The organism is Arthrobacter sp. TMN-49, assembly GCF_054511095.1.
In genome coordinates this window covers 1-24,058 of record NZ_JBTNDH010000024.1, presented here as the reverse complement: position 1 = coordinate 24,058, position 24,058 = coordinate 1, and the positions used below count along the sequence as shown (strand labels likewise).

Genomic DNA, 24,058 nt, shown 5'->3' with positions numbered 1-24,058 from the left:
GAACCAGCCCGCGGCACTCGTGAAATCGCTGGGAAGATGCTGCGAAAAAGCTCCGGGGGGATACTCAGAATCAGCGGCTAAACTTGAGCCGTGGCTTTCTTCAAATATTCCCTGATTCGTGCGGTCCTGTTCCTGGCGTTCTTCCTCTTCGCCTACTTGATGCTGCAGCTCAGCGACATGACGTCCGCTCTGCTTGCCGCGCTGTGCGCCTTCATTGTCAGCTTCTTCTTCCTGCGCAAGCAGCGCGACGGCGCCACCACGGTCATCGCCGACAGGTTTGCCCCCAACGCCACCACCACCCAGTCATCCGGTGCCATGGCTGACGCCGACGCCGAAGACGCGCTGGTTGATGAGAACCCTGACATCTGGGTCGATGCCGACCGCAAGCCCGAGCAGGCTTAGGCGGCCAAGGACTCGGGCCCACACGCCCTAGAGCGCGGTCAGCACCATGGCGGCCGCGAAAAGTACGCTGAAACCAAGGTTGATCAGACCCGTCTGCTGCAGCACCGGGATCAAACTCTTGCGCTTTTTGCCCGTAAGCATGAGCCAGCTGGGCATCAGCATGAACGGGATCAGCAACAGCACCAGCAGAATCCACGGCTTGGCCGGTGCCAGGATCAGCATCAGCACCACCGATAGTGCCAGCATCACCACATAGCTGATCCGGGCGTTCCTATCACCGAGCCGAACTGCCAGCGTGCGCTTGCCAACCCCCGTGTCGGTGGGAATGTCGCGGACATTGTTGGCCATCAGAAGTGCGACGGCGATCAGTCCCGTTGCGATGGAACCCAGCACCGCCGCCGGGCTTACGGCCCCGGCCTGGGTGAACGTGGTGCCCAAGGTTGCCACGGGGCCGAAGAAGACAAACACAAAAACGTCGCCCAACCCCATGTACCCATAGGGATTCTTACCGCCCGTGTAGCCCCATGCGGCTAGAACCGCGCCCGCCCCCACCAGGAGCAGCCACCATGCCTGGGACAAGATCACCAGGGCCAGCCCGGCAAGCATGGCCAGGCCAAGAGCCCCAAAGGCGGCCATCTTTACGTGTCCGGGGTTCGCCACTCCGCTGCCCACCAGACGCAGCGGGCCAACCCGGACCTCATCGGTGCCACGAATACCGTCGGAGTAGTCATTGGCGTAGTTCACGCCAATTTGTAGCAACAACGCCACCAGGGCAGCCAGCACTGCCCGCCCCCAGTGCAGCGCGCCCAGGTCGAAGGCTGCGGCTGTACCGATGATGACGGGCGCCACTGCCATGGGAAGAGTCCGCAATCGAGCCCCAGCTATCCATTGCCCCACAGTGGCCACGGCGTTACTCCTTATGTACAGGTGAATGAAATATGCGTAGGTGAATAGAAATAGTGAGCCCGAGTCTCGGGCCCACAGCTTTAATTGTGCCGCTTGTCGGCACTAAGCGGCGTGTGCGGCCTCGGTCAACGCGGCCAGAATTGCAGCCCTGTCGGGCTTTCCATTGCCAAGCAGCGGCAGCGCCGAGACAAACACCACAGTTTTTGGCAGCAAATGGGCTTCCATGACCTCGGCCGCACTGGTCAGCAGCTCAGCCTCGGTACCCGAGGCAACCACCATCGCCGCCACCGCCTGGCCCCACTCCTCGGACGGGACCGGGGCAACAAACGCTTCCCGAACACCCGGCACCCGGTGCAGCCCGTCGGTCACGGCGCCGGCGGAAACCTTCAAGCCGCCGGTGATGATCACATCGTCCACACGGCCCAGCACGCGCAGTCGTCCGGCACTGTCCAGCTCGCCCAGGTCGCCGGTTTCATACCAGCGCACCAGCTCGCCGTCGAGCTCCTCCTCGAAGAAGGATGCCGCGGAGAGAGCAGCATTGTCCAGATATCCGGACGCCACCACCGCGCCGCCGAGCACCACTTTGCCGTTGCGCAGGGTGAGCTGCACGCCCTCGAGCGGCACGCCGTCGTACACGCAACCGCCGCACGTCTCGCTCATGCCGTAAGTGGTGACCACGTTCAGCCCGGCACCGCGCGCGGCCTCGAGCAGCACGGGGTTGATGGGGCCGCCGCCCAACAGGATCGCGTTGAAACGGCGCAGCACCGTGAGCGTTTCCGCGCTCGGATTGTTGAGCAGGCGGCCGAGCTGGGTGGGCACCAGCGAGGTGAAACGCATCTTGTCGGTGAGCTCCAATGCCGCCTCGGTGAATGCCTCGGGGGTGAAGCCGCCGCTCAGATCCATGGCCCAGGGCCGGGTCCCGGCGAATAGGCTGCGCACCAGAACCTGCAGGCCGGCCACATAATTCAGCGGCAGCGCCAACAGCCACTGGCCCTCGCCGCGCAGCGCCAGCGCCGTGCCCACCGACGACGCCGCCAACGCGTCAACGCTCAGCAGCGTGCGCTTGGGGGTGCCGGTGCTCCCGGAGGTCAGGACGACGGCGGCAATCTCGGTGCCGCTCCCTTCGGTGCGTCCCAGCTCGCTTTGCGGGAGGAGGGCGAAGCTGCCGTCCGCGGCGATCTGAACGGCGGGGCCTTCGCCGGAAAGAGCATCGGAGAGTGCTTTAAGTACGGGTTCAATGTTCATGGGTACCTATATATAGGGGGACTAGAAGTGGTACGGGAAGGAGGACCAGTCGGGGTCGCGCTTTTCCAGGAACGCTTCCTTGCCCTCCACGGCTTCATCGGTCATGTAGGCCAGGCGGGTGGCTTCGCCGGCAAATACTTGCTGGCCGGCCAGGCCGTCGTCGGCCAGGTTGAAGGCGAACTTGAGCATGCGGATGGCCTGCGGGGATTGGCGGGCAATGTCGGCGGCGTATTCCAGTGCAGTTTTTTCCAGATCCGCGTGAGCCACCGCTTCGTTGACGGCGCCCATGCGGACCATGTCGTCGGCGGAGTATTCGCGGGCCAGGAAGAAAATCTCGCGGGCAGACTTCTGGCCGATCTGGCGGGCCAGCAGGGCCGAGCCGTATCCGGCGTCGAAACTTCCCACGGTGGCGTCCGTTTGTTTGAACTTGCCGTGCTCGCGGGAGGCGATGGTCAGATCCGAGACCACGTGCAGGGAGTGTCCACCACCGGCAGCCCAGCCGTTGACCACGGCGATGACCACCTTGGGCATGGTGCGCATGAGCCGCTGGACTTCTAAGATGTGGAGGCGTCCGGCGCGGGCGGGGTCAATCGTTTCCTTGGTTTCGCCGTCCGCATATTTGTAGCCGTCGCGGCCGCGGATGCGCTGGTCGCCGCCGGAACAGAAGGAGTGGCCGCCGTCCTTGGGGGAGGGGCCGTTGCCCGTCAGCAGAAGCGTTGCCACATCCGGGGTCATCCGGGCGTGGTCCATGGCGCGGTACAGCTCATCCACTGTGCCCGGGCGGAAGGCGTTGCGGACCTCGGGGCGGTTGAAGGCGATGCGTACAGTGGGCAGATCCCGTGTGATGGTGCCAGCCGCGTCCCGCTCCACCTGGCGGTGGTAGGTCATGTCGGTGAAGTCAAAGCCCTCCACCACGCGCCAACGGACGGGGTCGAAAATATCGGATACCTGATTTGGAAGATTCTGCGCGTTGCTCACCCTAACGATCTTAGCTGGCAGGTGGCGGGGAGGTCAGCTCATGCAGAATTCGTTGCCCTCGGGATCCGCCATGGTAAACCAGCTGTGCGGCCCCTGACTGGCTGCCCAGAGGAAAGTGGCACCGCGGGCTTCCAGTTTTTCGCGGGCAACCGTTTTGTCATCGCCGCCCAGCCGCACATCCCAATGGATGCGGTTCTTGCCCGTTTTGTTATCGTCACTGCGTTGGAACAGCATCCTGGGTTGATCCGGGCTTGCGCCCGCGCCGGCTGTGATGGCCGCTCCGTCAGCCCAAACCAGGATGCCGTTGTGGAGAAGTGTTTGGGCTTCGGTGGCGAACCCCTTGGCAACCATGGAGCGGATAAAGTTCTCATCCGACGGTTCCGCCTGCCAGCCCAGGGTCTCGGCCCACCAATCGGCAAGAACGTGCGGATTGTGGCAGTCGACAACAATTTGCAATGAATAGGCCATGAGACGAGTCTGCCCGTGCTTGCCGCCGTGGTCCAGCCCGCGGCTGGGCCCACCTGGCTACGCTATCTCTCGTTGAGATACTTGCGGTTTTGGCCCTGGCTGCCCAGTCAGTGCGCAGATAATGCGCTCCAGATCGATTCTGCTCGCATTATCTGCACACTCACGGACGTGGGAAGGCCGTCACCACGCGGATTCAGGCCAGGACGCGCAGCTTGGATTTGCTGCGGCCAAACAGGACGTGGTCCAAGGAAAACTTGCCGGGACCAACCAGGGCTAGGGCGAGGGCCGCGGTGCCGAGCAGGAGCGCCAGTTCGTAGCCGCCGGCCTCAACGAAGATGCCTGCCGAGGCGTGAACCAAGACGATGGCGCCGACCATGTTCAGTGTCAGCAGGGCTGCGATCGGGCGGGTGGCAAGGCCCAGCATCAAGGCGATGCCGCCGACCAGTTCCAGCATGACAATGAAGGGTGCAACTACGTCTGCGGCGGGGACGCCCATCTGGGCAAAAGCGCCCTGGGTGCCGGCGATGGTGAATTCGTTGTACTTCTGCCAGCCGTGGGCTGTGAAGAGGAAGCCAACCACGAGGCGCAGGATAGTGCGGGCGGCGGTGTTCAGTGCAAGGTTATTCATGAGAATCTCAACGTTTCGTGGGGGTCATGGAAAGGCCTTCGGGAAGAAGCGCCGAGCGTCAATTGATTGAAGCTTCATTAAAAGCATCCCAGTTGTTAGTTGATGCGTCAACTATTGAGAGGTGCGACGCGTGTGGACGCACGTTCAGATGCTGCGGCACGTCGGCTAGTGTTTTTCCATGACAGTAATAAAGCCGATCACCCTGCGCGGAAAATACGTCACCCTTGAGCCCTTGAGTCTGGAGCACCATGACGGCCTGGTGGCAGCCGCGTCCGACGGCGAGCTGTGGAACCTCTGGTACACCTCGGTGCCGCGGCCGGAGGGTATGAGTGCAGAAATTCAAAACCGCCTGGCCGCGCACGCCGGCGGGACTGAGCTGTCCTTCACCGCAAGGAAAAATGACCCCGTGACGGGCGAGCCTGGCCAGATCATTGGCCTGACCAGCTACTACGCCATTGACCTCGCGGTGCCGCGGCTCGCTATTGGAGCAACGTGGAATGCTGCCGGCGTACAGGGCACAGGCACCAACCCGGACAGCAAGCGGCTGTTGCTGAGCCACGCCTTTGAAACGCTGGGCTGCGAGGCAGTGGAATTCCATACGCACTGGATGAATATGCAGTCCCGCGAGGCAATCGCCCGTTTGGGGGCCAAACAGGACGGCGTGCTCCGAGCGCACCGTCGCATGCCCGACGGCTCCTTGCGCGACACCGTTGTCTTCTCCATACTCGCCGCCGAATGGCCCCAGGTGCGCAGCGGCCTTGATTACCGATTGTCCAAGAACCGTTGACGGCTCCGCAGTGGGAGGGGGCCGTCAATGCCCGCCGCCTGACGGGGGACATTTACCGAATGGGCCGCAGCGAATGGCTGACCGAGCATGGGTGGGAACAGCTCTACGAAGACGGCGTTCGTACAGTTATCGATCTTCGGAACCCTGGCGAGCGCCTGCGCAGGCCAACCGACCCGGTGGTGAGCGGGGCGGCCATGGCGAGATTCGCCGTCGTCCATTCACCGACCGAGGACCCGGCGGCACCGCAGTACCAGGAACTGTTCGACCCGTACATGAACCATCCCCGGCTGTACTCCGAGATTCTGCGCCTCTTTCCGCGCCACGTGGCAGCAGTTTTTAAGGAGTTGGCGGCGGCGCAGGGTGCCGCGGTGATTCATTGTTCGGCCGGGCGGGACAGAACCGGTTTGATCGCCACGTTGTTGCTGGCCCTGGTGGGGCAGGCGGAGCGGGTTGCGCGGGAGGATGAGTTGGCGGCCCGTGGCATCAACGAATGGCATTTGGTGTCGCCCGTGAAACATCCCTACGAGCGGCACCTGGAGCAGGCGGAGTTGGCAGAGGTTGTGCAGGGTCGTGGCCAGGCTGTGCAGGATTTTGTTGGCGGCATGGACGTTCGCGCGTTCCTGCTGGCCAATGGGGTGAGCCTTGCCGAGCTCGACGCCGTTATTGCGCGGAGCCGCTGAGCCTGCGACTGAGCCGGTTGGCCTCGTCAAACACTTCTGTTGCCGCGCACGCCCGGGTACAGCTAGCGGGCGGAGCCTGTGCCGACCAGTTCCGCCGTGTTGGCGGCGTCCGTCGCGGCAGATGCGTCACCGTGCACGGCAAGTGGCAGATCGCTGAGTTCTTCGGTGAACACGAAGTACCTGTAGGCCAGGAACCGGAAGATGGTGCCCAAGATCAAGCCGATCACACCGCCGGCAATAAAGTCGGCCGTGAATGATGTGAAGCCCAAAACGTATCTGGAAATGACTTGGCAGGCCAGGACGATACCAAGGCCAATCCCGTTCATGACAAGGAACAGGGCAAACTCTTTCCACACCCGCTCCGATCGGCGATGCCGGAACGTCCAATAGCGGTTGGCAAACCAGGCGAACAAGGTGGCAACAACTGTGGAAACCACGCGTGCTTTAATGGTGCTGTCCGACATGGGGCCGTGCCACAAAACGGTGTAGATTCCGTTGTCAATAATCCAGGCCAAGCCACCCACGGTGCCAAATTTCAGCGCCTCACGCCACAGCAAAGCCAGCAGGTTCATGATTTTGTCGATGACGTGCATAGTGTCTTCCTGCGGGACGAATTGCCCGAGTTATCGAAAACAAATACTTAAGGGCATGACGGTTGAGCTCTGTTCTATGCTTATGCTAGCTGAAAATAGTGCCACGTCTTGGATTGCGGACAGTTTATGCCACCATTGTCACACGTGGTGATGTGCGTCATAGTGGGTGTCTGCGAAGAAGACGAGAAGCAAAATCTCCAACAACCATGGGTTGACATAGCAATGCGAATGAACAAAGAAGCATCCGGAAAGCAGCACGTGGACAAGGGCCGGCCGTTGCAGGGAAGCAGGTTCAAGAACTGGCTGTTCAACGCCCCAGGCGTTGTGGATACATCAGGTGTTGAGCAGGTGGTGGCTCGTGCGGTGGCCAGGGCTCAGGCCCTCGAAGCTGCGGCGAGCTCCTCTATGCGCTCGTCCCAGAACAGCCCAACCGGGGCGCAGGATGTTCTTGACACGCTGCGCGAGTCCGCACCGGAGAAGGCCACCACCTGGACCGATGCGGAGTTGGAAAGCTACTTGTTCTGCGCCCGGGTGCTGATGCAAAAGTCGCTTCGGATGACACTCTTTGACACACAGTTGTTGGCGGCAGCCAATATGCTGCGCGGAACCGTCGTTGAAATGGACACCGGCGAGGGCAAAACATTAGTCGGGGCGTTGGTGGCCGGAGCCCATGCAGTCCGGGGAAACCGCGTCCATGTCCTGACCGTCAACGACTACCTGGCGCAGCGTGATGCCACCTGGATGCAGCCATTCTTTGACCTTCTCGGCGTCGGCGCCCAGGCCGTGACGGCAGCGATGGAGTCAACAGCCCGCCGCAAGGCATACCGGGCAAGCGTTGTTTACGTCTCCGTCAACGAGCTGGGCTTCGATGTTCTGCGGGACCGGACCTGCACGGAACCGGAGCAAGCAGTCCTGCAGCCCTTCGATGTCTGCATTGTGGATGAGATCGATTCGGTATTGGTGGATGAGGCCACAGTTCCATTGGTCCTGGCGGGACGGGCCAGGGAGGAACTTGAAAGCGTTGACGTGGCCAGCTTCGTCAGCGAGCTGCAGCCAGGGATTGACTACACAGTTGAGGCTGACAAACGCAACGTTTCCCTGACCGATACCGGCCTGCACCGGGTTGAGGGCCGGTGGCCCGGCGTCGAACTATATTCTGCGGCAGGAACTCCACTGTTTTCCTCCATCAATGTGGCGTTGCACGCGCACGCGCTTTTGCAGCGCAACGTTGACTACATTGTGCGCGACGGCAAGGCCGAGATCGTTTCGGATTCGCGCGGCCGGGTGGCGCATCTGCAGCGTTGGCCGCACGGCTTGCAGGCGGCTGTGGAGACCAAGGAGGGTTTGCGCCAAACCGAGCACGGCGAGGTGCTTGACCAGTTGCTGGTCCGCGACTTGATCAAGGGTTTTGCCAGCGTCACGGGCATGAGCGGCACCGCCGCGGCCGTCTCGGAGTATTTGCGCACCAACTACGATCTGGTTGCGGGCCGCATTCCAGCACACAAACCGTGCATCCGTGATGACCGTGCGGAACTGATTTACGCGACGGCCGCCCAGCGAGATGCGGCCGTCATCGAGGCAGCAACCAGGGCTCATGCCACCGGGCAGCCGGTCCTGATTGGCACTCATGACGTTGCCACCTCGGAGCGTTTCGCCGCTGACTTGGCGGCTCGGGGCGTTGACGTCCAGGTCCTCAACGCCCGCAACGACGGCCTCGAGGCTGCAATCATTGCCCAAGCCGGCCGCAAGTCCATGGTCACGGTCTCCACGCAGATGGCCGGGCGCGGCACCGACATTGTGCTGGGCGGTACCGCCGCAAGCGATGATGAGCGCCGGGAAGTGGCTGCACTAGGCGGGTTGCTGGTCATCATTGTGGGCCGCTTTTATTCACCCCGCCTCGACGCCCAGCTGCGCGGCCGGGCCGGGCGGCAGGGCGATCCGGGCGCCAGCGTGATCGTCTCCAGCATCGAAGATCCTGCGGCCAACGGGCAGGAGGCGCACGGCCTGGAGCTGAGCGATGCTGTGGCGCAGGAAGCTGACGACGCCGGCCTGGTCAGCAGGGAGGGCGTGTCAAAACTGCTGGACAAGGCCCAACGGCTTGCCGAGCAGGAACGGTTCACCACCCAGGAGAACTCGTGGAAATACAACGAGCTGATTGCCTACCAGCGCAAGGTGGTGCTGTCCGAACGCGGCAAAATCCTGCGGGACGATGAGGCAGCCTTGGCGGCTTTTGAGAGCCTCGACGGCGATGCTGAGGACAACCGGGACGGCGGCTCCGCCGGCGGGGAGCCCGGCCGCTTGCACGAACTTCGCAGTGCCTTGGGCGAGGAAGAACTGGCCAAAGTGTGCAAGGCCGTGATGCTCTTTGAACTTGACGCGGCCTGGAGTGATCATTTGGCGTTGTTGTCCGAACAACGCGCCGCCATTCACCTGCGGGCGTTGGGGCGACAGAACCCCTTGGATGAATTCCGGCGAGAAACCATCAGGGCCTTCGAGGGCTTCTTTGACACAGTCCATGACAACGCCCTGGACACGCTGGCGGCGCTGGAAGTCACTGACGATGGCGTTGACCTGGACGCCGCGGGCATCCGAAGGGGCGCAACCACCTGGACGTATGTCGTCGATGAGAACCCCTTTGGGAGCCAAACTGACCAGATTGTGAAATGGCTGCTCAAAAAAATGGGCAAATAGCTTCCCACCCCAAGACGGGGAGCGAATACTGGGAAAGGACAGCTCAGCAACGTTCAGGAGGCCAGATCCATGGGCAGACTCATCTATACCGCCATCACTTCTCTGGACGGTTACGTTGCCGATGTCGACGGCAATTTTGACTGGAGCATGCCCAACCCGGAAGTTCATGCCTATATCAACAATCTCGAGCGCCCCATTGGCATCTACCTTTTGGGCAGGCGCCTCTACGACGTCATGAAGGTGTGGGACACCTTCTACGGGCGGGTGGATCTACCCCCGGAGATGGTGGACTACGCGACCATTTGGCAGCAAGCCCAGAAGATCATCTACTCAACAACCCTGAGCGAGGCCAGCGCAGCAAACACGCGGATTGAGGCCAACTTTGACCCGGCGTCCATCCGCCGGCTGAAGGCGGAAGCCGCAACGGATCTCTCAGTGGGGGGTGCCGACTTGGCAGGCCAAACCCTCAACGCGGGATTGGTGGATCAGATCCACCTGTTGATCTCGCCGGTGATGGTGGGCGGCGGGAAGCGGGCACTGCCCGAGGGTTTCAGCACCTCGCTGGAACTGTTGGGTCAGCGCAGGTTCAGCAACGGCGTCGTCCATCTCCACTACAGCGTTGAGAATCAAGGCTAGCGGGCCAGCATGCCCCACAAAAGGTAGGCCGAGCACACGGCCGAGCCAAAGATCACCACGGCAAAGCCGCTGAGCCAGATGAACGACGGCGCGCCGGTTCCCTGCGCCAAAATATACGCGTCGGAGCTGGCCAGGTGAGTGCGGCGGCGTGTGTGGACGGCCGCCACCTTGAAGAAATCACGCACTGAGCCAACGCCCAGTGCAATGCCCAAGCCCAGAACCACGTAGCTGACGGTCTGCTGATCGGCGAACATGACAAGTGACTGTGCCACCGCTGCGCTGACCAGGGCCACCATGATGCCGGTGAAATTGCGCAGGAAGATCAGGGCCAGCAGCAGCACCAATGCGCCAACGGACGCGGCGGCCCCGGCCCAGCCGGCGGACACAGACCACACCAAGGCGAACCCCACCACGGCCGGGGCAGGGTAGCCCCAGAAACCTGACCAGGTGGCGCTAAAACCGCGTCGGCCGCTGCTGACCAGCTGGCCGGAATGATCCAGGCCAATCTTGAGCCCGTGCACCACCCGGCCCGTCATGAGTGCTGCAAAGGCGTGGCCCAGCTCGTGCACGAAGGTCACGTAGAGGCCAAACCAGCGCCAGGTCACGCGCGGAATGCTCAAAACAACCGCTGCGGCCACAATGCCGAGCAAGAGGGTGGCGGAAACGCTTGGCGCCTCGGTACGGACAAAACCGGATAACACCGCCTGCCACCATGAATCGATGGTGGCAAGGGGTTGCTGTAGCTCAGTGATCATTCAAGGAAGCTTATGCGAAACGGCTGTGGATTCGCTGTTGCCCGTTCAACGGCAAGGGTTGACAGACCCGCCCCTGCGCATGCCAGACTGGAAACGTTCTGTCCCCGCCGTGAGGAAAATCCGTTGAAGACTTGGCTCGCCCCCGCCTAATAAGCGCCGCAGCGATGCACGCCCTCGGCTAAGAGGCTCCGTGCAGCTCCCGGCGCGCTCATTGAAGAGTTGTCGAAGAGAACCATGCAGAACACCCACCCCATTTCGCTGTCCCACGTTGCCTATTCCTGGCCCGATGGCACAGAAGTTTTTACCGAGCTGACAGCAGTCCTCGCCGCCGGACGCACAGGTCTGGTGGGGCCCAACGGAACGGGCAAAACCGCACTGCTGCGCCTGATTGCCGGCGAACTTGCACCCAGCAGCGGCACTGTTGTGACGACGTCGTCCGTGGCATATCTGCCGCAAAAGCTGACCCTGCACACCGAACAAAGCGTCACGGACCTGCTGGGAGTGAGCGCCAAACGCCGCGCCCTGGTCCACGTCTTGGCCGGCCGGGAAGAAGACATGAGTGAGAACTTCGAGCTCATTGGCGACGACTGGGACCTTGAGGAACGCGCCGTGGCATTGCTGGCTGGCTACGGGCTGCCCGTGACGGGCCCGGAATTTCTGGACAGGACTGTGGGCACGCTCTCCGGTGGCGAGGCCATGATCATCGCCTTGGCGGGGTTGGAACTTGCAGCCAAGCCCATCACGCTCCTTGACGAGCCCACCAACAATCTGGACAAGACCGCCCGCGGCAGGCTGTACCAGGCCGTGGAACAGTGGCGCGGCACGCTGGTGGTCGCGACCCATGACACGGCCCTGCTGGAACGGGTGGACGCCATCGCCGAGCTCCGCCCTGTCCGCAGCCGTGCATGGGCGGGGGAGCGTGTGGAGCTGATCCGCCACGGCGGCAACTGGGACAGTTTCGTTGCCGGGCTGGCGGCCGAGCGTGAAACGGCCCGGCGCATGGTCCGTGACGCCAGCGCCAAGCTGGCGGCGGAGAAGCGCCAGCGCATCGAGGCTGAGACCAAGATTGCGCGCCGCGCCAAGCAGGGGCGCAAGGCGGCGGATAGCCTGCCCAAAATCCTTGCCAATGAACTGCGCAAACGGGCGCAAGAGTCGGCCGGGACGATGCGCGGCGTCATGGGGAGTCGCGAATCCGACGCCGCCGCAGCCCTTGCCGATGCCCGTGACGCGATCCCCACCGAAACCCGGATCCGCATTGACTTGCCGGACACGGCAGTCCCGCAGGGTCGCACAGTGCTTGACGCCCCGGCGTCGACAGTTGTTCTTGGCGTGATGTACGACGACGGCGCGCAGCTTTCGCCCGATTCCCGGCTGACGCTGCGGGGACCTGAGCGGGTCATGCTGACGGGGCCCAACGGGGTGGGCAAGACAACTCTCCTGAACAATTTGGTCTCCCTGGCCTGCGTTCCAGTGGGCTACTTGCAGCAGCGGATTGGCAGCGATTCCTGGTCGGGGTTGGATGACGACCGCTCCGTCGTGGAGAACGTTCGCGCGTCAGCCCCGGACGCGGCGCTGGCCGATGTTCGGGAGCAACTGGCTCGTTTCCACTTCAAGGGTGACCTGGTCAACCAGGCGGTGGGTGAACTGTCCGGTGGTGAACGGTTCAGGGTGGCGCTCGCCCGGATCCTGTTGGCCCAGCCTGCCCCGCAGCTGCTGCTGCTGGATGAGCCCACCAACAATCTCGACATTGTCTCCACCGAACAATTGGTGTCAGCGCTCGCCGACTACAAGGGGGCGTTGATCGTATCCAGCCATGACGATGCCTTCTTGGCGGCCCTGGCCCCGGAACGACCGTGGGAACTCAGACGGGTCCAAGCTGCTGGCCTGACCCCGCTAGGCTGTCAAGCGTGAAGCAAAACACTGATGGACCCCGCCGCTTTGAGCTGACCCTGCGCAAGCCGTGGCTGGGGTGGTTTCCCAGGCCCACAGTCGTTGTCAATGGCACGGCCCAGCCAACACAGTGGGGCACCAGGAATTGGAAGGTTCCCGGTGACGACGCCGTCACGGTGCGCGTCTTCTTGTTCAACCGGCTCTGGAAGTTTGGCGAGGCCAGCTTTGTTGTGGAACCGGGCACCGACCTGGCGCTGGTGTACTCGGCGCCGTGGCTGCCCTTCCTACCCGGCAAGATCCGCGGGGCAAGCGGCACGAAATAAGCGGCGCCGGACTGGCCACGCTGTCCGCCCCGCGCCAGGCGGGGCGGACAGTGTCTCACCAGGCCGAGGCTAGCAGCCCGGCCAGGAGGTCGCCGTCGTCGACCTCCATGCCGCGGGAGGTGAACCAGGCGCACATGTTCCGACAGTCCCTGGCCAGCAGCTCTGCACCCTGCACGTTCCCGGCCAGGTCAACCAGCTGCGGGAGGTCGATGACCACCAGGCGGTCGCCGGCGGCCAGCACGTTGTAGGGAGAGAGGTCGCCGTGGGCAAAACCCATCCGGGCGAAGCCGGACATGGCGTCCACGAGTTGCTCCCAATAGCCTTCCAGCCGTTCCCGGCTTGGATTGACCGACTGCAGCCTCGGTGCAGCGGCGCCGGCGAGCTCCGGGTCTTCAATGAACTCCATCATGATCTCGTTGCCGCAAATCTGCAGCGGATACGGCACGGGAATGCCAGATTCCCAGGCCATGCGAAGGTACGTCCACTCGGCGTTCGCCCAGCGGGCGGCCTCCACTTCACGGCCATAGCTGCTGCCGTTCTTGATGGCCCGGGCGTCGCGGGACCGCCGCACGGAGCGCCCCTCCGTGTAGGTGGAGGACCTGTGGAAGAGCCGCTGCTCGGCTGAGCGGTAGCGCTTGGCCGCAAAAACGGTGCTGCGGGATTCGGTGGCCCGTTCCACGAGGAAGACGTCGGCCTCCTTGCCCGTTTTCAGGATGCCAAGGTCGGTGTCAACGGCGGCGGCGTCCTCAATGACAAACTCGGGATACGGTGCGGGGCCGCGCATGAGTTTTTCAAGATCGGGCCACGTGGACCAGCGCTGATTCTCGGCCAGGGAATCGTCAAGGACATTCCAGTCCTGGGGGCGTGTTTGTGCACTTTCAAAGGCGCTGTCCATGCCTGGACTGCGGCGTTGGGAGGTTTTGCGGGTGAATTTTTCGAAGTGCTGAGTGTCAGCAGAATGCTTCATGGGTGAATCGACTCCTGTGGAGGGCAATGCGGATGTTTTGGGCACGGAGAGCTGCGCGAACAATCATTGGTTCCTCCTTCGGGTCGGTTCGTATCATGGCGGAAAGCCACTTAATCTGACCATGCCGGCATTGGCGGTGTCAATGGCACATGTGCGTGACGGGTGCCGGCCGCGGGTATCCTGCTAGCTGGTGCGCTTGGCCCGGGCCGCTCCGGCGCTGCCAGCCGGGAGGGTTCCCCAGCGCTGCCAGCCCAGGTAGGCCAGAGCTGCCTGGGCCACGAACAGGAAGATCAGCACCGAACCCTGGGCCAGCATGGTGGTGGAGTAGACCGATGCCACGGACGCCGCGATGACCAGCAGCCACGCCCAGCGTGAGCGGTGGGCCAGACCCACCAGAGCGGCCGGCAGCAGGCCCATCAGAAAGCCGGTGAGCAGCAGGGACGACCAGGGGATGCGCGAGAGCGGGGCGGAGAACCCCGAGAAGACCGAGGCGACAACCAGCATTGAACCCAGGGCGTAGACCAGCGCCGCGGCCGCAGGTGCCAGCAGGTCCACGCCGCTGAACGGCCGCAGCGCAACGGTCCGAAGCCGCCCGGATTCCCGCGGCAGCTTCCGGAAGGACAGAAGCCCATACGCGGCGGAACCCACCGCCACGGCGAGAGGGATGGCCACCCCGGCGGCGAACATCAGCAGCCCGGCCGGGGAGGCGGCCAGCAGGCCCGGGAAGTTCATCAATTGCGCCAGCGCCTGCACCAGGAACGCGGCGCCGGCCAGCCACCAGCCTGTGTCGCTGCGCCGGGCCAGCAGCACCAACGACGCGCAGATCAGCAGCGCGCCAAGGACAGTCAAGGCCATGGCTGCAACGTCGAGGGGGCCGGTCATCCGGCCGAACAAAAGCTCGCCAATTCCATACATGCCCCCACTCTAGGCATGGCGGGGCGTTTGGCGGGCATTCCGAGGTGGGCCGGGCCTGGCCGAACAGCCCGGCCCGGGAGTGATTCCCGTCGTCATTTGATCCGGATGCGGCCCCGGCGTGCTTGGATGGTGATAGAGCTGCGAAAGGTAAGAAATTGACCATGGCCCGTGGAATTTATGTAAGTGCAACAACACCCGGTTCGGGAAAGACTCTGGTCTCCCTGGGCCTGGCCGACGCGCTCCACCGGCGTGCGGACAGGATAGGGTTCTTCCGCCCCATCACTGCCGCCGCAGACCCTGAACAAGACCCCACGGTGGCCATGCTTCGCCGCACTTACGAGCTGTCTCCGAGGGTGTGCCGCGCCGGCATGACCACCATAGAGGCCCGCACCCTCATGGCGGCCGGACGGCGCGAAGAGATTGATGCCCGGGCCGTGGAGATCTTCAGCGAAATCGCCAAGGACTGCGACGTGGTCATTGTTGAAGGCACGGAGTTGACCGGCCAGGACGCTGCGGTGGAATTCGACCTCAACGCCCGGCTGGCCAACAACCTTGGGCTGCCGGTCCTGGCAGTTGTGGGTGCCCGCGGGCTCGACGCCGCGGAAATTGCCGACGCTGTCGACGTGGCCCGCAAGGAACTTGCCGCGGAAAAAACCTCCCTGATGGCCATGATGGTCAACCGTGCCGAGCCAGTCGCCATCGATGCCATCTTGGCGGCCATACGGCCTGGCGGCAGCAGTCTTCCGGTCTATGTCATCCCCGAGATTGCGGAGATTTCACGCCCCACCGTGGCGGAGGTGGCCGCGGCGCTAGGATTGCGCCAAATGGCCGGCCGGCCGGAGCTGGAACGCGACATCCACGCCATCAAGATTGCCGCCATGACCGTGGGCAACTTCCTGAACCTGTTCGAGGCCAATGATCTGGTGGTGGTTCCGGGCGACCGTGCCGACATCATGGTGGCAACGCTGGCATCGGCGTTCTCGCCCGAATTCCCGGTGCCCAGCGGCATGATCTTGACCGGAGGGCTCGCTCCCGACCCCCATGTGCTGCCGTTCCTGGCCCACGCACCCTTTCCCCTTTTTGCTTCCGACGCCGACACCTACAGCACCGCCCGCGCCGTCAGCGAGGTCCGCAGCGAGATTCACTCGGGACAGCGGCGCAAGGTGGCCGCGGCCATGGGCGCCTGGGCCCGCAACGTGGACGAGTCCGAACTGCTGGGCAGGCTCACGATTCCCCGGCCCGCCACCATGACGCCCCTGCGGTTCCTTCATGAGCTGATCGAACGGGCCCGCAGCGAACGCAAGCATATTGTGCTGCCCGAGGGCACCGATGCCAGAGTCCTGGCAGCAGCGGAGATTCTGCACCGACGGGACGTCTGCGAGCTGACAGTCCTGGGTTCCCCGCAGGCCGTGGAGGAAGTGGCGGCCACCCACGGCATCGGGCTCAGCGGCATCAACATTGTTGATCCGGCAACGTCACCCCTGAGGGAGGCTTTTGCCGTTGAATACCAGCGCCTGCGCGCCCACAAGGGCGTTGACCTGGACCGGGCCCGCGAGATAATGGCCGACGGATCCTACTTCGGCACCATGATGGTCCAGCTGGGCCACGTGGACGGCATGGTCTCCGGCGCCGCCCACACCACGGCCAACACCATCCGCCCGGCACTGGAATTCGTCAAGACTCGGCCAGGCGTGCGCATTGTCTCTTCGGTGTTCCTGATGCTGCTGTCAGACCGCGTGCTGGTGTACGGCGACTGCGCCGTGAACCCCGAACCCAACGAGGAACAGCTGGCCGACATTGCCATCGCCTCCGCTGAAACAGCAGCCCAGTTTGGGGTGGAACCACGCATTGCCATGCTGTCCTACTCCACCGGCGGCTCCGGTTCTGGCGCGGCCGTTGATGAAGTGCGCCGCGCCACGGAACTGGTCCGCGCGGCGCGCCCCGACCTCGCGATCGAGGGGCCCATCCAGTACGACGCCGCCGTGGACGCCTCCATCGCCGCGTCCAAGCTGCCTGCCTCAACCGTTGCTGGCCAGGCAACCGTGTTCATCTTCCCCGACCTGAACACCGGCAACAACACGTACAAGGCAGTCCAGCAATCCTCGGGGGCCGTCGCCGTGGGGCCCGTCCTGCAGGGGCTCAACAAGCCCATCAACGACCTGTCCCGCGGCTGCACCGTCGAGGACATTGTCAACACCGTGGCCATCACGGCCATCCAGGCCCAGGCCCAGGCCCCGGTCGCGGGCCCAAGTTCACCCACCAACGTGAAGGATTCCTAATGCGCGTGCTCGTCATCAACTCGGGTTCCTCCTCGCTGAAGTACCAGGTGCGCGACACCGACAGCAACGAGATTGCCGCCAGCGGCCTGATCGAACGCATTGGCGAGGGAGTCGGCGGGCCCGCAAACCACGGTGAGGCCATGGATCAGGTGGCGGCCGCGCTGGAAGCCGGGCTGGCGGAGAAGCCGCTGGACGCCGTCGGACACCGCGTGGTGCACGGTGGGGAGCGCTTTAGCGAACCGGTGCGCATCAACAATGAGATCACCCGCGCCATTGAGCGGCTCAACCCGCTGGCCCCGCTGCACAACCCGGCCAATGTGCTCGGCATCCGCGCCATCACGGCGAAGTGGCCGGATCTGCCACAGGTGGCGGTTTTTGACACCGCCTTCCACAGGACGCTGCCCGAATTCGCCTGGCGGTATGCGGTGCCGGACTCCCTGTACCGCCAGTACGGGATCCGCCGCTACGGCTTCCACGGCACCTCGCACGAATTTGTCACGGGGCGTGCGGCGGAGCTGCTCGGTGTGCCTGTGAAGGAATTCAACGCCGTGGTGGCGCACCTGGGCAACGGCGCTTCGCTCACGGCCATCCGGGGCGGCGCCAGTGTTGACACGTCCATGGGGTTCACGCCCCTGGAAGGCCTGGTCATGGGCACCCGCAGTGGTGACATCGACCCCTCAATTCTGGTCTTCCTGCAGCGCCAAGGGATGTCGGCCGATGAGATTGACACCCTGCTGAACCGCGAATCCGGCCTCAAGGCGCTATTTGGCGACAACGACATGCGCGCCATCGTGGACGCCGCCCAGGTGGGCGACAGGCGCGCCCAGATGGCCCTGGACATCGCCTCCTACCGGCTGGCGAAGTACATTGGCGGCTACCACGTGGCCGTCGGAGGGGCGCAGGCGCTCGTTTTCACCGCCGGGATTGGCGAGAACTCCGCTTCCTTCCGTGAGCAGGTGGTGGCCCGGCTGGGCGCCCTCGGCGTGAAGCTCGACGGCGAGGCGAACCTGGTGCGCTCCGGCTCGCCACGGGTGGTTAGCACGCCCGATTCGGCCTTTGCCGTCCTGGTGGTTCCCACCGACGAAGAGCAGGCGATCGCGGAGGCGACGGCCGCCGTCGTGCTGGGGGAGCTGCCGGGGTAGGGTCGGAGAATGGTTGAAATTCCCTTTCCCCTGACCACCGAGCGGCTCATCCTGCGGCGGTTCACCGTCGATGACCTGGCTCCGTACTACGACTACCAGCGGCTGCCCGAGACGGCCCGGTACCTGTACGGCGGGGCCCGGAGCTATGCGCAGTGCATGGCGCGGATCGGCCGCTATGTGGAGGAACCGTTCAACGGGCCCGGCGACTGGGCCACGTTTGCCGTGGAAGCGAAGTCCTCACCCGGGCTGATCGGCGAAATGGCGCTGAAGTGGAACGCCGGCGGCAAGCCCGAAGGTCCGCAACCGGAGCGCTTTGGCGAGATTGGCTGGACCATGGCGCCGGCCGCGCAGGGCCACGGCTACGCCACTGAGGCGGCCCGGGCCGTGCTGGAGCTGGCGCTCGAAACGCTCGATTTCCGCCGCGTGGAGGCACGGTTGGACGCACGGAACGCGGCTTCGGCGGCCATTTGCGAGCGGCTGGGGATGCAGCGCGAAGGCGTCATGCGCAACAACATGTACCTCAAGGGCGAATGGACGTCCGAGGCCGTCTACGCAACCGTCCGCAGTTTGTGACCCCTGCTTCTGACCCGTGAAAGTACAGTTGTGGCGGATGTTGGCGGCAAACATGCGCCACAACTGTACGTTCGACGGAGTGGCCAGCGGAGCGGAGGGGTTAGCGGAGCTCGGTGGCGCCCAGGGCGTCGGCCAGGAACGCGTAGTCCCAGGCGCGGGTCTTCCAGCCCTCGTACCGGCCGGAGGCGCCGCCGTGCCCGCCGTCCATCTCGATCTTGAGCACAATGGGCTCCGAACCGGTGGAGACGGCACGCAACTGCTGCACCCACTTGGCCGGCTCCACATACAGCACGCGCGTGTCATTGAAGCTGGTGACGGCCGCGATCTTCGGGTAGGCAACAGCCCCGACGTTCTCGTACGGGGTGTAGCTCTTCATGTACTTGTACACCGCAGGATCGGTGATGGGGTTGCCCCACTCCTCCCACTCGAGGGCTGACAAGGGAAGTTCCGGATCCAGGATGGTTGTCAGCGCATCCACAAAGGGGACCTGGGCCACTACGGCCGCGTACTTTTCCGGGGCCAGGTTCGCCACGGCGCCCATCAGCAGCCCGCCGGCCGAGCCGCCCATGGCCGCAATCCGCGCCGGATCCACCCAGCCGGAGCCGGCCACCCAGTCCGTGGCCGCAATGAAGTCCGTGAACGTGTTTAACTTGTTGAGCTTCTTGCCGTCCTCATACCAGTGGCGGCCCATCTCGCCGCCGCCGCGGACATGCGCAATGACAAACACCACGCCGCGATCCAGCAGGGACAGGCGCGGCACACCAAATCCGGGGTCCATGCTGACCTCGTAGGAGCCGTAACCGTACACGACGGCTGCGTTGTTGCCGTTGCGGGGCAGGTCCGCCCGGCGCAACACCGACAACGGAACCTGTGTGCCGTCGGGGGCCGTGGCCCACTCGCGTTCGGCAACGTAGTCCTGGGCACGGTAGCCGCCCAGCACGGGTGTCTCCCTGCGCAGCAGCAGTTCGCCGTCAGCTCCGGCCACGGGCAGCACATAGTCGTAGACGCGCGGCGGCGTGAAGTCGGAGGTGTAGATCAGGCGGATCACAGGGGACTCAAACTCGCTCCCACCCATCGAGGCCGTGTACAGCTCCTCGTCAAAGACAGGTTCGACGGCGGCACCCTGTCCCGCTGTACCCAAGCCTTCCAGCGGAGTCACCTGGATGCGTTCGATGGTGTCCTTGCGGAGGGAAACCACCATGTGGGTGGCCGTGACGGAGGCGCCGTTGATGCGCACGGAGTCGCTGTGCGGCACCACTGTGTCCCAGTCCTGGGCGGCCGCGTCCTTGCTGAACTCCGCGGCGTCAACCAGCGAGATCATCGAGTTCACGGCGTCACGGTTGTGAGTGAGCAGAACCTTTTCGACGTCATCGACAAGGAAGGGTTCGGCGTCGTACAGGATCTCGGCGCTGCGCGGGATCAGGAGCTGCAGGCCCTTGTCTGGGGCGGCAAAGTCCAGGAGGCGGGTTTCGCTGAATTCGGAGCAGCCGATGCTGATCATCAGGTGGCGGCGGTCGGCGGAGAGGTCGAAGCCTGTCCACATGGCGACGTCGTCCTCCTGGTACAGGACAGCATCGGAGGAAACAGGCGTGCCCAGGACGTGGGTTTTGACTTGGTAGGGGCGCCAGGAGTCGTCGGCCACCATGTAGAACAGGGTGGTGCCGTCGGGGGAGAAGCTCAGGCCGTAAAACACGTTCTCGATGGTGTCCGGGAGCATCTCGCCGGTGCGCAGGTCCTTGATGCGGACGGTGAAGAGCTCGTCCCCGGCGTTGTCCACGGCGTAGGCGTACAGGTTCCCATCGCGCGTGACAGCCGCGCCGCCCAGCGAGAAGAACGGCTGCCCTTCGGCCTCAACGTTGCCATCGAGCAGGATTTCCTCGCCCGGAACGTCCACGCCGGGCTCCACCAGAGGGGGCGTCCAGTCAGCCAGGGTGCCGTCACTGCTGGCAGCCACCCGGCACTGGATGCCATACGCCTGGCCCTCCACCATGCGGCCGTAGTACCACCAGTTATCCTTGCGGCTGGGCACCGAAAGGTCGGTTTCCTGCGTGCGGTTCTTGATCTCGGTGAAGATGTCCGTCCGGAGCTGTTCCTGGCCGGTCGTGACGGCGTCAGTGTAGGCCTGCTCGGCGTTCAAGTGGGCCACCACCTCGGGGCTTTCCTTTTCCCGCAGCCACTCGTAGTTGTCCACAAAGGTCTCCCCGTGATGGGTACGCTCCACCGGAACCTTCTTAGCAACCGGCGGGCGTGCCGGGCTGGCGTCGGTGGCGGGCGTGGTGACTGCAGCATCGGAAGAGGTCATGGCTCCACTGTATCCAGCGGTGACCGGGCCCGCGGGGGTGTATGCCCACAGCGGAGCGATGCGCTTGCGGGGGCGGGTGTGCCGTCTCATCTAAAGCGGACCAATCTCACTAAACATGGACCACCGGAACATGACTCGATCATGCCCGGGCGTCTTCATATCTTGTCCCGTATAGGGTCCGCACCGGGCATTTCTTGCGGGCGGGGTCTACAGGAATCGGGCGGCTGCGGAAACGCGGTGATCGTGAGCCTGAGAATTTGGGTGCCGCTTGCGTCGGTGGCGGACCGGCTTACGGGACTCTTTGGGCGCTCAATACGGGACACCCCTTTCGGGACGTATGACGGCTTCGGAGGTAAAGAGCCGTCGTACCGTTCGACCCTGCGGTTAGCTGTCGCTTGGTGATTGACGAGCCAGTCATTGCACATTCGCACCTACCTTCAAGGAATCGGAGCGCTTGTGTGCAAGACTCATAATCATGCGAGAAATTATCTGGGGATGGACTAGCTCTGCGCTTGGGTTGGCTGTATTGGTTCTACTGTTCGTCTACGGCATGCAGAGCGGCACCTGGCTAGATGAAGCTGGTCCTTTGCGTGTATCACCACCGACTTTCATGATTCCTTTCGCTATTGGCGGCCTTGGTGTGGTCCTGTTCCTCGGTGGACTGATCGTAGGCTTAGTTGCGACCGGCGAACGCGCACAGAAACGCCATTAGCACGCTAGTGCGTATCCGGTTAGCTCAGGTTCTCCGTGTAGTGCCGGGCCCCTGTGCCACGATTTCCCGGAAGGTCGTTGGGTCTTGGTGGGACTCGAGTCCGAGCAGGCTTTGGAAGGCTGACATGGGTGAACGCCGGCGGTTGTAGCGGAAGACGAACTCGTCCAGATAGACCTGCAGGTGTTCGTTGCTGACGGCGCGGTGGGTGCCGCGCAGCCAGGATTTGAAGTTGCTGATGGCCCTGTGCACCCTCGGCATGACGGGTTCGGTGTCTCCGGTACGTTTGGCCGCCCTTTGGGATCGTGGCCGGTGGTCGTAGCCGTTCTTCGCGAGCAGGACATACGGCCCCAATCCGTCCGTGTGGACAACCGCTCCCGGTGCCACGGTCTCATGGACGAAGTTGTACAACGTCGGTCCTGAGGCATCCAGGATGACCTGCATGCGAATGCGCCCAGAGCCTTGGCCGCGGACCTCAACAGCAACAACAACATGGGCTGCTTTGGCGATCCGGCTGCGTCCGCCGCTGCGGCCCTTTTCCACTCCGCCGACCTCACACTCATCAACCTCGACCTCCCCCATCAGCAAGGTCCGCTCAGGATTGACCATGGCCCGGCGCAGCTTGTGCAGCATCGTCCAGGCACTCTCGTAGCGGCTGAGCCCGTGCTGGCGCTGTAGCTGCACCGCGGAGATTCCAGGGGTGCTCGTCGTCATCAGGTACGCCGCCCAAAACCAGTATTGGAGCGGCAGATGGGTCTTGTGCAACACCGTCCCTGCCGTGAGTGAAGTTTGGCGATGGCAATCAGCACATTCCCAAAGAATCCGCGTTGAAAGGGGCCAGCCCTTACGCCCCTGACATCGTGGGCAAACAAAGCCCTCCGGCCATCGGCAGGCAAACAAATACTCCCAGCAGGACGGCTCGTCACCGAACCTCGCCTGGAACTCCAGAATCGACCGCGGAAAGTCCGGACATGCCATAATCCCAAGCTACACCTGAGCTAACCGGATACGCACTAGCACGCTATTCCTCATGGCACCGCTCCGCGCTCTCACTACAGGAGTAAGGGCAGCTACCACCACCTCAGACTTGCCGAATAAGCCCACCGGAACCAATACAGAAGCCAATCCTCAAGATCACAAGGGCGATAATTCGGGGAAAACGTGAAATCTCTCGAAACGACCTTGCGTCCTGTCCACTGGATCGACAGCTCAATCGCTGGGCCCCATAGGCCTGTCCCGTCCGGTACTACTCGCCGCCACGCAGCGCTTCACCCGTCAGCACCCCGCCGATCGTTTGGATCCACGGGGGAGGATTCTTCAAAGGAAGCCTCGACCAATCGGAATCTCACAACGTCGCCCGAGCCTTGGCAGCAGCTGGATTTCGCGTCATCACCGTTGCATATCAACTCGCAACCGTCTCGAGATTTCGTTGGTCGACACGTGGATTACGGCGGTCCTCGGCCATTCACTACCCGATACCAGTCGACGAAGTCGTTGCTGTAGTTCAGGAAGTGCAACGCGAAGCTCCCAACGGGGTGATTCTGGGCGGCGCAAGCTCCGGTGCGTGTTTGTCGGCCGCCGCAGTACTTCGCCTGGCAGGCGATGGGGCTGATGCTTTTGCGGGCGCCTTTTTTGCTTACGGACTTTTTCATGCCCGGCTTCCGATCCGGTCGCGCGAATTGCGCCGCCGTCTCCGTGGCTTGCGTCGTTTCGTTCACACGCCGACGGCTCTCAACTTGATGAATCTTCACTACGCAGGCCGGCGATCTGCCCTCTCCGAATCCGATGCTTTTCCTGGTGGACACCCTTTGCATGGGTTCCCGCCGACGCTCATGATTGATGCCGATCATGACTCAATGCGCGCATCTGGCAGTCAATTCGCCCAGGAACTTTCTGCGGCCGGGATCGCGGTGGACCACCAAGTGCTGCCCGGAGCTTTCCACGCCTTCCTTAACCGTCCGCAAGACCCGAGCTTTGCCACGGGCCTAGACCTGATTATCGAATGGGCCCGCGGGGTATGAACGTGGTGACCTTCGCCCACGGCCAATGAAACCGAGCTGGACATGCCCGGTTAAGGTTGTTATGTCGCATACCTTATTGGACGGTTCTGTCTCGGACCTTCGTAGACACTATGTCTCTTACCCTCGTGGACAGTTGAGGGGTTTTGCTTGTGAGTTGTGAGTAAAACA

At 63.4% G+C, this 24,058-nt stretch carries 22 protein-coding genes and 1 pseudogene; 12 read left to right on the top strand and 11 right to left on the bottom strand.

The features are described from left to right. The first annotated feature begins 90 nt into the window (after nt 1-90). Entirely contained in the window at nt 91-402 is a 312-nt protein-coding gene (locus tag ACX80E_RS11995; protein ID WP_459302206.1) for a DUF4229 domain-containing protein, read from the top strand. A 27-nt stretch (nt 403-429) separates the two neighbouring features. Here ACX80E_RS11995 and ACX80E_RS11990 read toward each other — a convergent pair whose 3' ends face one another. The 5 genes from ACX80E_RS11990 to ACX80E_RS11970 form a co-directional block, all read right to left on the bottom strand. After that, nucleotides 430-1,308, bottom strand: coding sequence for a 1,4-dihydroxy-2-naphthoate polyprenyltransferase (locus ACX80E_RS11990; protein ID WP_459302205.1), 879 nt, complete (start codon nt 1,306-1,308; stop codon nt 430-432). 102 nt (nt 1,309-1,410) lie between these two features. Continuing rightward, on the bottom strand, nt 1,411-2,553 hold the full coding sequence (locus ACX80E_RS11985) for an AMP-binding protein (protein WP_459302204.1): 1,143 nt from the start codon (nt 2,551-2,553) through the stop codon (nt 1,411-1,413). A gap of 21 nt (nt 2,554-2,574) precedes the next feature. Continuing rightward, on the bottom strand, nt 2,575-3,531 hold the full coding sequence (locus ACX80E_RS11980; RefSeq protein WP_459302203.1) for a 1,4-dihydroxy-2-naphthoyl-CoA synthase: 957 nt from the start codon (nt 3,529-3,531) through the stop codon (nt 2,575-2,577). A 33-nt stretch (nt 3,532-3,564) separates the two neighbouring features. Continuing rightward, complete coding sequence (locus ACX80E_RS11975) at nt 3,565-3,999, bottom strand: VOC family protein (RefSeq protein WP_459302202.1); 435 nt, start codon at nt 3,997-3,999, stop codon at nt 3,565-3,567. Nucleotides 4,000-4,192: 193 nt separating this feature from the next. Next, entirely contained in the window at nt 4,193-4,627 is a 435-nt protein-coding gene (locus tag ACX80E_RS11970; protein ID WP_459302201.1) for a DoxX family protein, read from the bottom strand. 178 nt (nt 4,628-4,805) lie between these two features. Here ACX80E_RS11970 and ACX80E_RS11965 point away from each other — a divergent pair, with 178 nt between their 5' ends. Together ACX80E_RS11965 and ACX80E_RS11960 are read left to right on the top strand one after the other, a co-directional pair. Continuing rightward, nucleotides 4,806-5,414: a GNAT family N-acetyltransferase gene (locus tag ACX80E_RS11965; protein WP_459302200.1), complete on the top strand. Its 609-nt coding sequence runs from the start codon at nt 4,806-4,808 to the stop codon at nt 5,412-5,414. Next, nucleotides 5,411-6,094: a tyrosine-protein phosphatase gene (locus tag ACX80E_RS11960; RefSeq protein ID WP_459302198.1), complete on the top strand. Its 684-nt coding sequence runs from the start codon at nt 5,411-5,413 to the stop codon at nt 6,092-6,094. The genes ACX80E_RS11965 and ACX80E_RS11960 overlap by 4 nt, the downstream gene beginning before the upstream one ends. A 62-nt stretch (nt 6,095-6,156) precedes the next feature. Here ACX80E_RS11960 and ACX80E_RS11955 read toward each other — a convergent pair whose 3' ends face one another. Beyond that, entirely contained in the window at nt 6,157-6,687 is a 531-nt protein-coding gene (locus ACX80E_RS11955; RefSeq protein ID WP_459302197.1) for a GtrA family protein, read from the bottom strand. Between the two features lie 228 nt (nt 6,688-6,915). On the opposite strand from ACX80E_RS11955, the gene secA2 reads away from it, so the two are divergent. Both secA2 and ACX80E_RS11945 read left to right on the top strand, forming a co-directional pair. After that, entirely contained in the window at nt 6,916-9,378 is a 2,463-nt protein-coding gene (secA2, locus tag ACX80E_RS11950; RefSeq protein WP_459302196.1) for an accessory Sec system translocase SecA2, read from the top strand. Between the two features lie 69 nt (nt 9,379-9,447). Next, a complete protein-coding gene (locus ACX80E_RS11945; protein WP_459302195.1) occupies nt 9,448-10,014 on the top strand; it encodes a dihydrofolate reductase family protein in 567 nt (188 codons plus the stop codon). Here the strand turns inward: ACX80E_RS11945 and ACX80E_RS11940 are convergent. Continuing rightward, nucleotides 10,011-10,769, bottom strand: coding sequence for a M50 family metallopeptidase (locus ACX80E_RS11940; protein WP_459302194.1), 759 nt, complete (start codon nt 10,767-10,769; stop codon nt 10,011-10,013). The genes ACX80E_RS11945 and ACX80E_RS11940 overlap by 4 nt on opposite strands. 234 nt (nt 10,770-11,003) lie before the next feature. Here ACX80E_RS11940 and ACX80E_RS11935 point away from each other — a divergent pair, with 234 nt between their 5' ends. Both ACX80E_RS11935 and ACX80E_RS11930 read left to right on the top strand, forming a co-directional pair. Then, the gene (locus ACX80E_RS11935; protein ID WP_459302193.1) at nt 11,004-12,680 is read left to right on the top strand and encodes an ABC-F family ATP-binding cassette domain-containing protein; all 1,677 of its coding nucleotides are present in this window, start codon (nt 11,004-11,006) and stop codon (nt 12,678-12,680) included. Next, nucleotides 12,677-12,982: a hypothetical protein gene (locus ACX80E_RS11930; RefSeq protein WP_459302191.1), complete on the top strand. Its 306-nt coding sequence runs from the start codon at nt 12,677-12,679 to the stop codon at nt 12,980-12,982. The genes ACX80E_RS11935 and ACX80E_RS11930 overlap by 4 nt, the downstream gene beginning before the upstream one ends. A gap of 55 nt (nt 12,983-13,037) precedes the next feature. Here ACX80E_RS11930 and ACX80E_RS11925 read toward each other — a convergent pair whose 3' ends face one another. Then, the gene (locus ACX80E_RS11925; protein ID WP_459302189.1) at nt 13,038-13,949 is read right to left on the bottom strand and encodes a serine protein kinase RIO; all 912 of its coding nucleotides are present in this window, start codon (nt 13,947-13,949) and stop codon (nt 13,038-13,040) included. A gap of 183 nt (nt 13,950-14,132) precedes the next feature. Continuing rightward, nucleotides 14,133-14,864: a hypothetical protein gene (locus ACX80E_RS11920; RefSeq protein ID WP_459302187.1), complete on the bottom strand. Its 732-nt coding sequence runs from the start codon at nt 14,862-14,864 to the stop codon at nt 14,133-14,135. 161 nt (nt 14,865-15,025) lie between these two features. Here ACX80E_RS11920 and pta point away from each other — a divergent pair, with 161 nt between their 5' ends. From pta to ACX80E_RS11905, 3 genes are read left to right on the top strand one after another with little or no spacing between them, the layout of a single operon-like run. After that, on the top strand, nt 15,026-17,143 hold the full coding sequence (pta, locus tag ACX80E_RS11915) for a phosphate acetyltransferase (protein ID WP_459302186.1): 2,118 nt from the start codon (nt 15,026-15,028) through the stop codon (nt 17,141-17,143). After that, nucleotides 17,143-18,285: an acetate kinase gene (locus tag ACX80E_RS11910; protein WP_459302184.1), complete on the top strand. Its 1,143-nt coding sequence runs from the start codon at nt 17,143-17,145 to the stop codon at nt 18,283-18,285. Before pta ends, ACX80E_RS11910 begins: the two co-directional genes overlap by 1 nt. A gap of 9 nt (nt 18,286-18,294) precedes the next feature. Beyond that, nucleotides 18,295-18,858 carry a GNAT family N-acetyltransferase gene (locus ACX80E_RS11905; RefSeq protein ID WP_459302183.1) on the top strand — a complete coding sequence of 188 codons (564 nt, stop codon included), beginning with the start codon at nt 18,295-18,297 and terminating at the stop codon, nt 18,856-18,858. 100 nt (nt 18,859-18,958) lie between these two features. Here ACX80E_RS11905 and ACX80E_RS11900 read toward each other — a convergent pair whose 3' ends face one another. Continuing rightward, the gene (locus tag ACX80E_RS11900) at nt 18,959-21,160 is read right to left on the bottom strand and encodes a S9 family peptidase (RefSeq protein WP_459302182.1); all 2,202 of its coding nucleotides are present in this window, start codon (nt 21,158-21,160) and stop codon (nt 18,959-18,961) included. A 475-nt stretch (nt 21,161-21,635) separates the two neighbouring features. On the opposite strand from ACX80E_RS11900, the gene ACX80E_RS11895 reads away from it, so the two are divergent. Continuing rightward, on the top strand, nt 21,636-21,872 hold the full coding sequence (locus ACX80E_RS11895) for a hypothetical protein (RefSeq protein WP_459302181.1): 237 nt from the start codon (nt 21,636-21,638) through the stop codon (nt 21,870-21,872). Nucleotides 21,873-21,896: 24 nt separating this feature from the next. On the opposite strand, the gene ACX80E_RS11890 is transcribed toward ACX80E_RS11895, so the two are convergent. Continuing rightward, entirely contained in the window at nt 21,897-22,847 is a 951-nt protein-coding gene (locus tag ACX80E_RS11890; protein ID WP_459302179.1) for an IS1595 family transposase, read from the bottom strand. 281 nt (nt 22,848-23,128) lie between these two features. Between ACX80E_RS11890 and ACX80E_RS11885 the strand changes: the two are divergent. After that, nucleotides 23,129-23,890: pseudogene (locus ACX80E_RS11885) on the top strand (alpha/beta hydrolase); the annotation flags it as partial. Between the last annotated feature and the right edge of the window lie 168 nt (nt 23,891-24,058).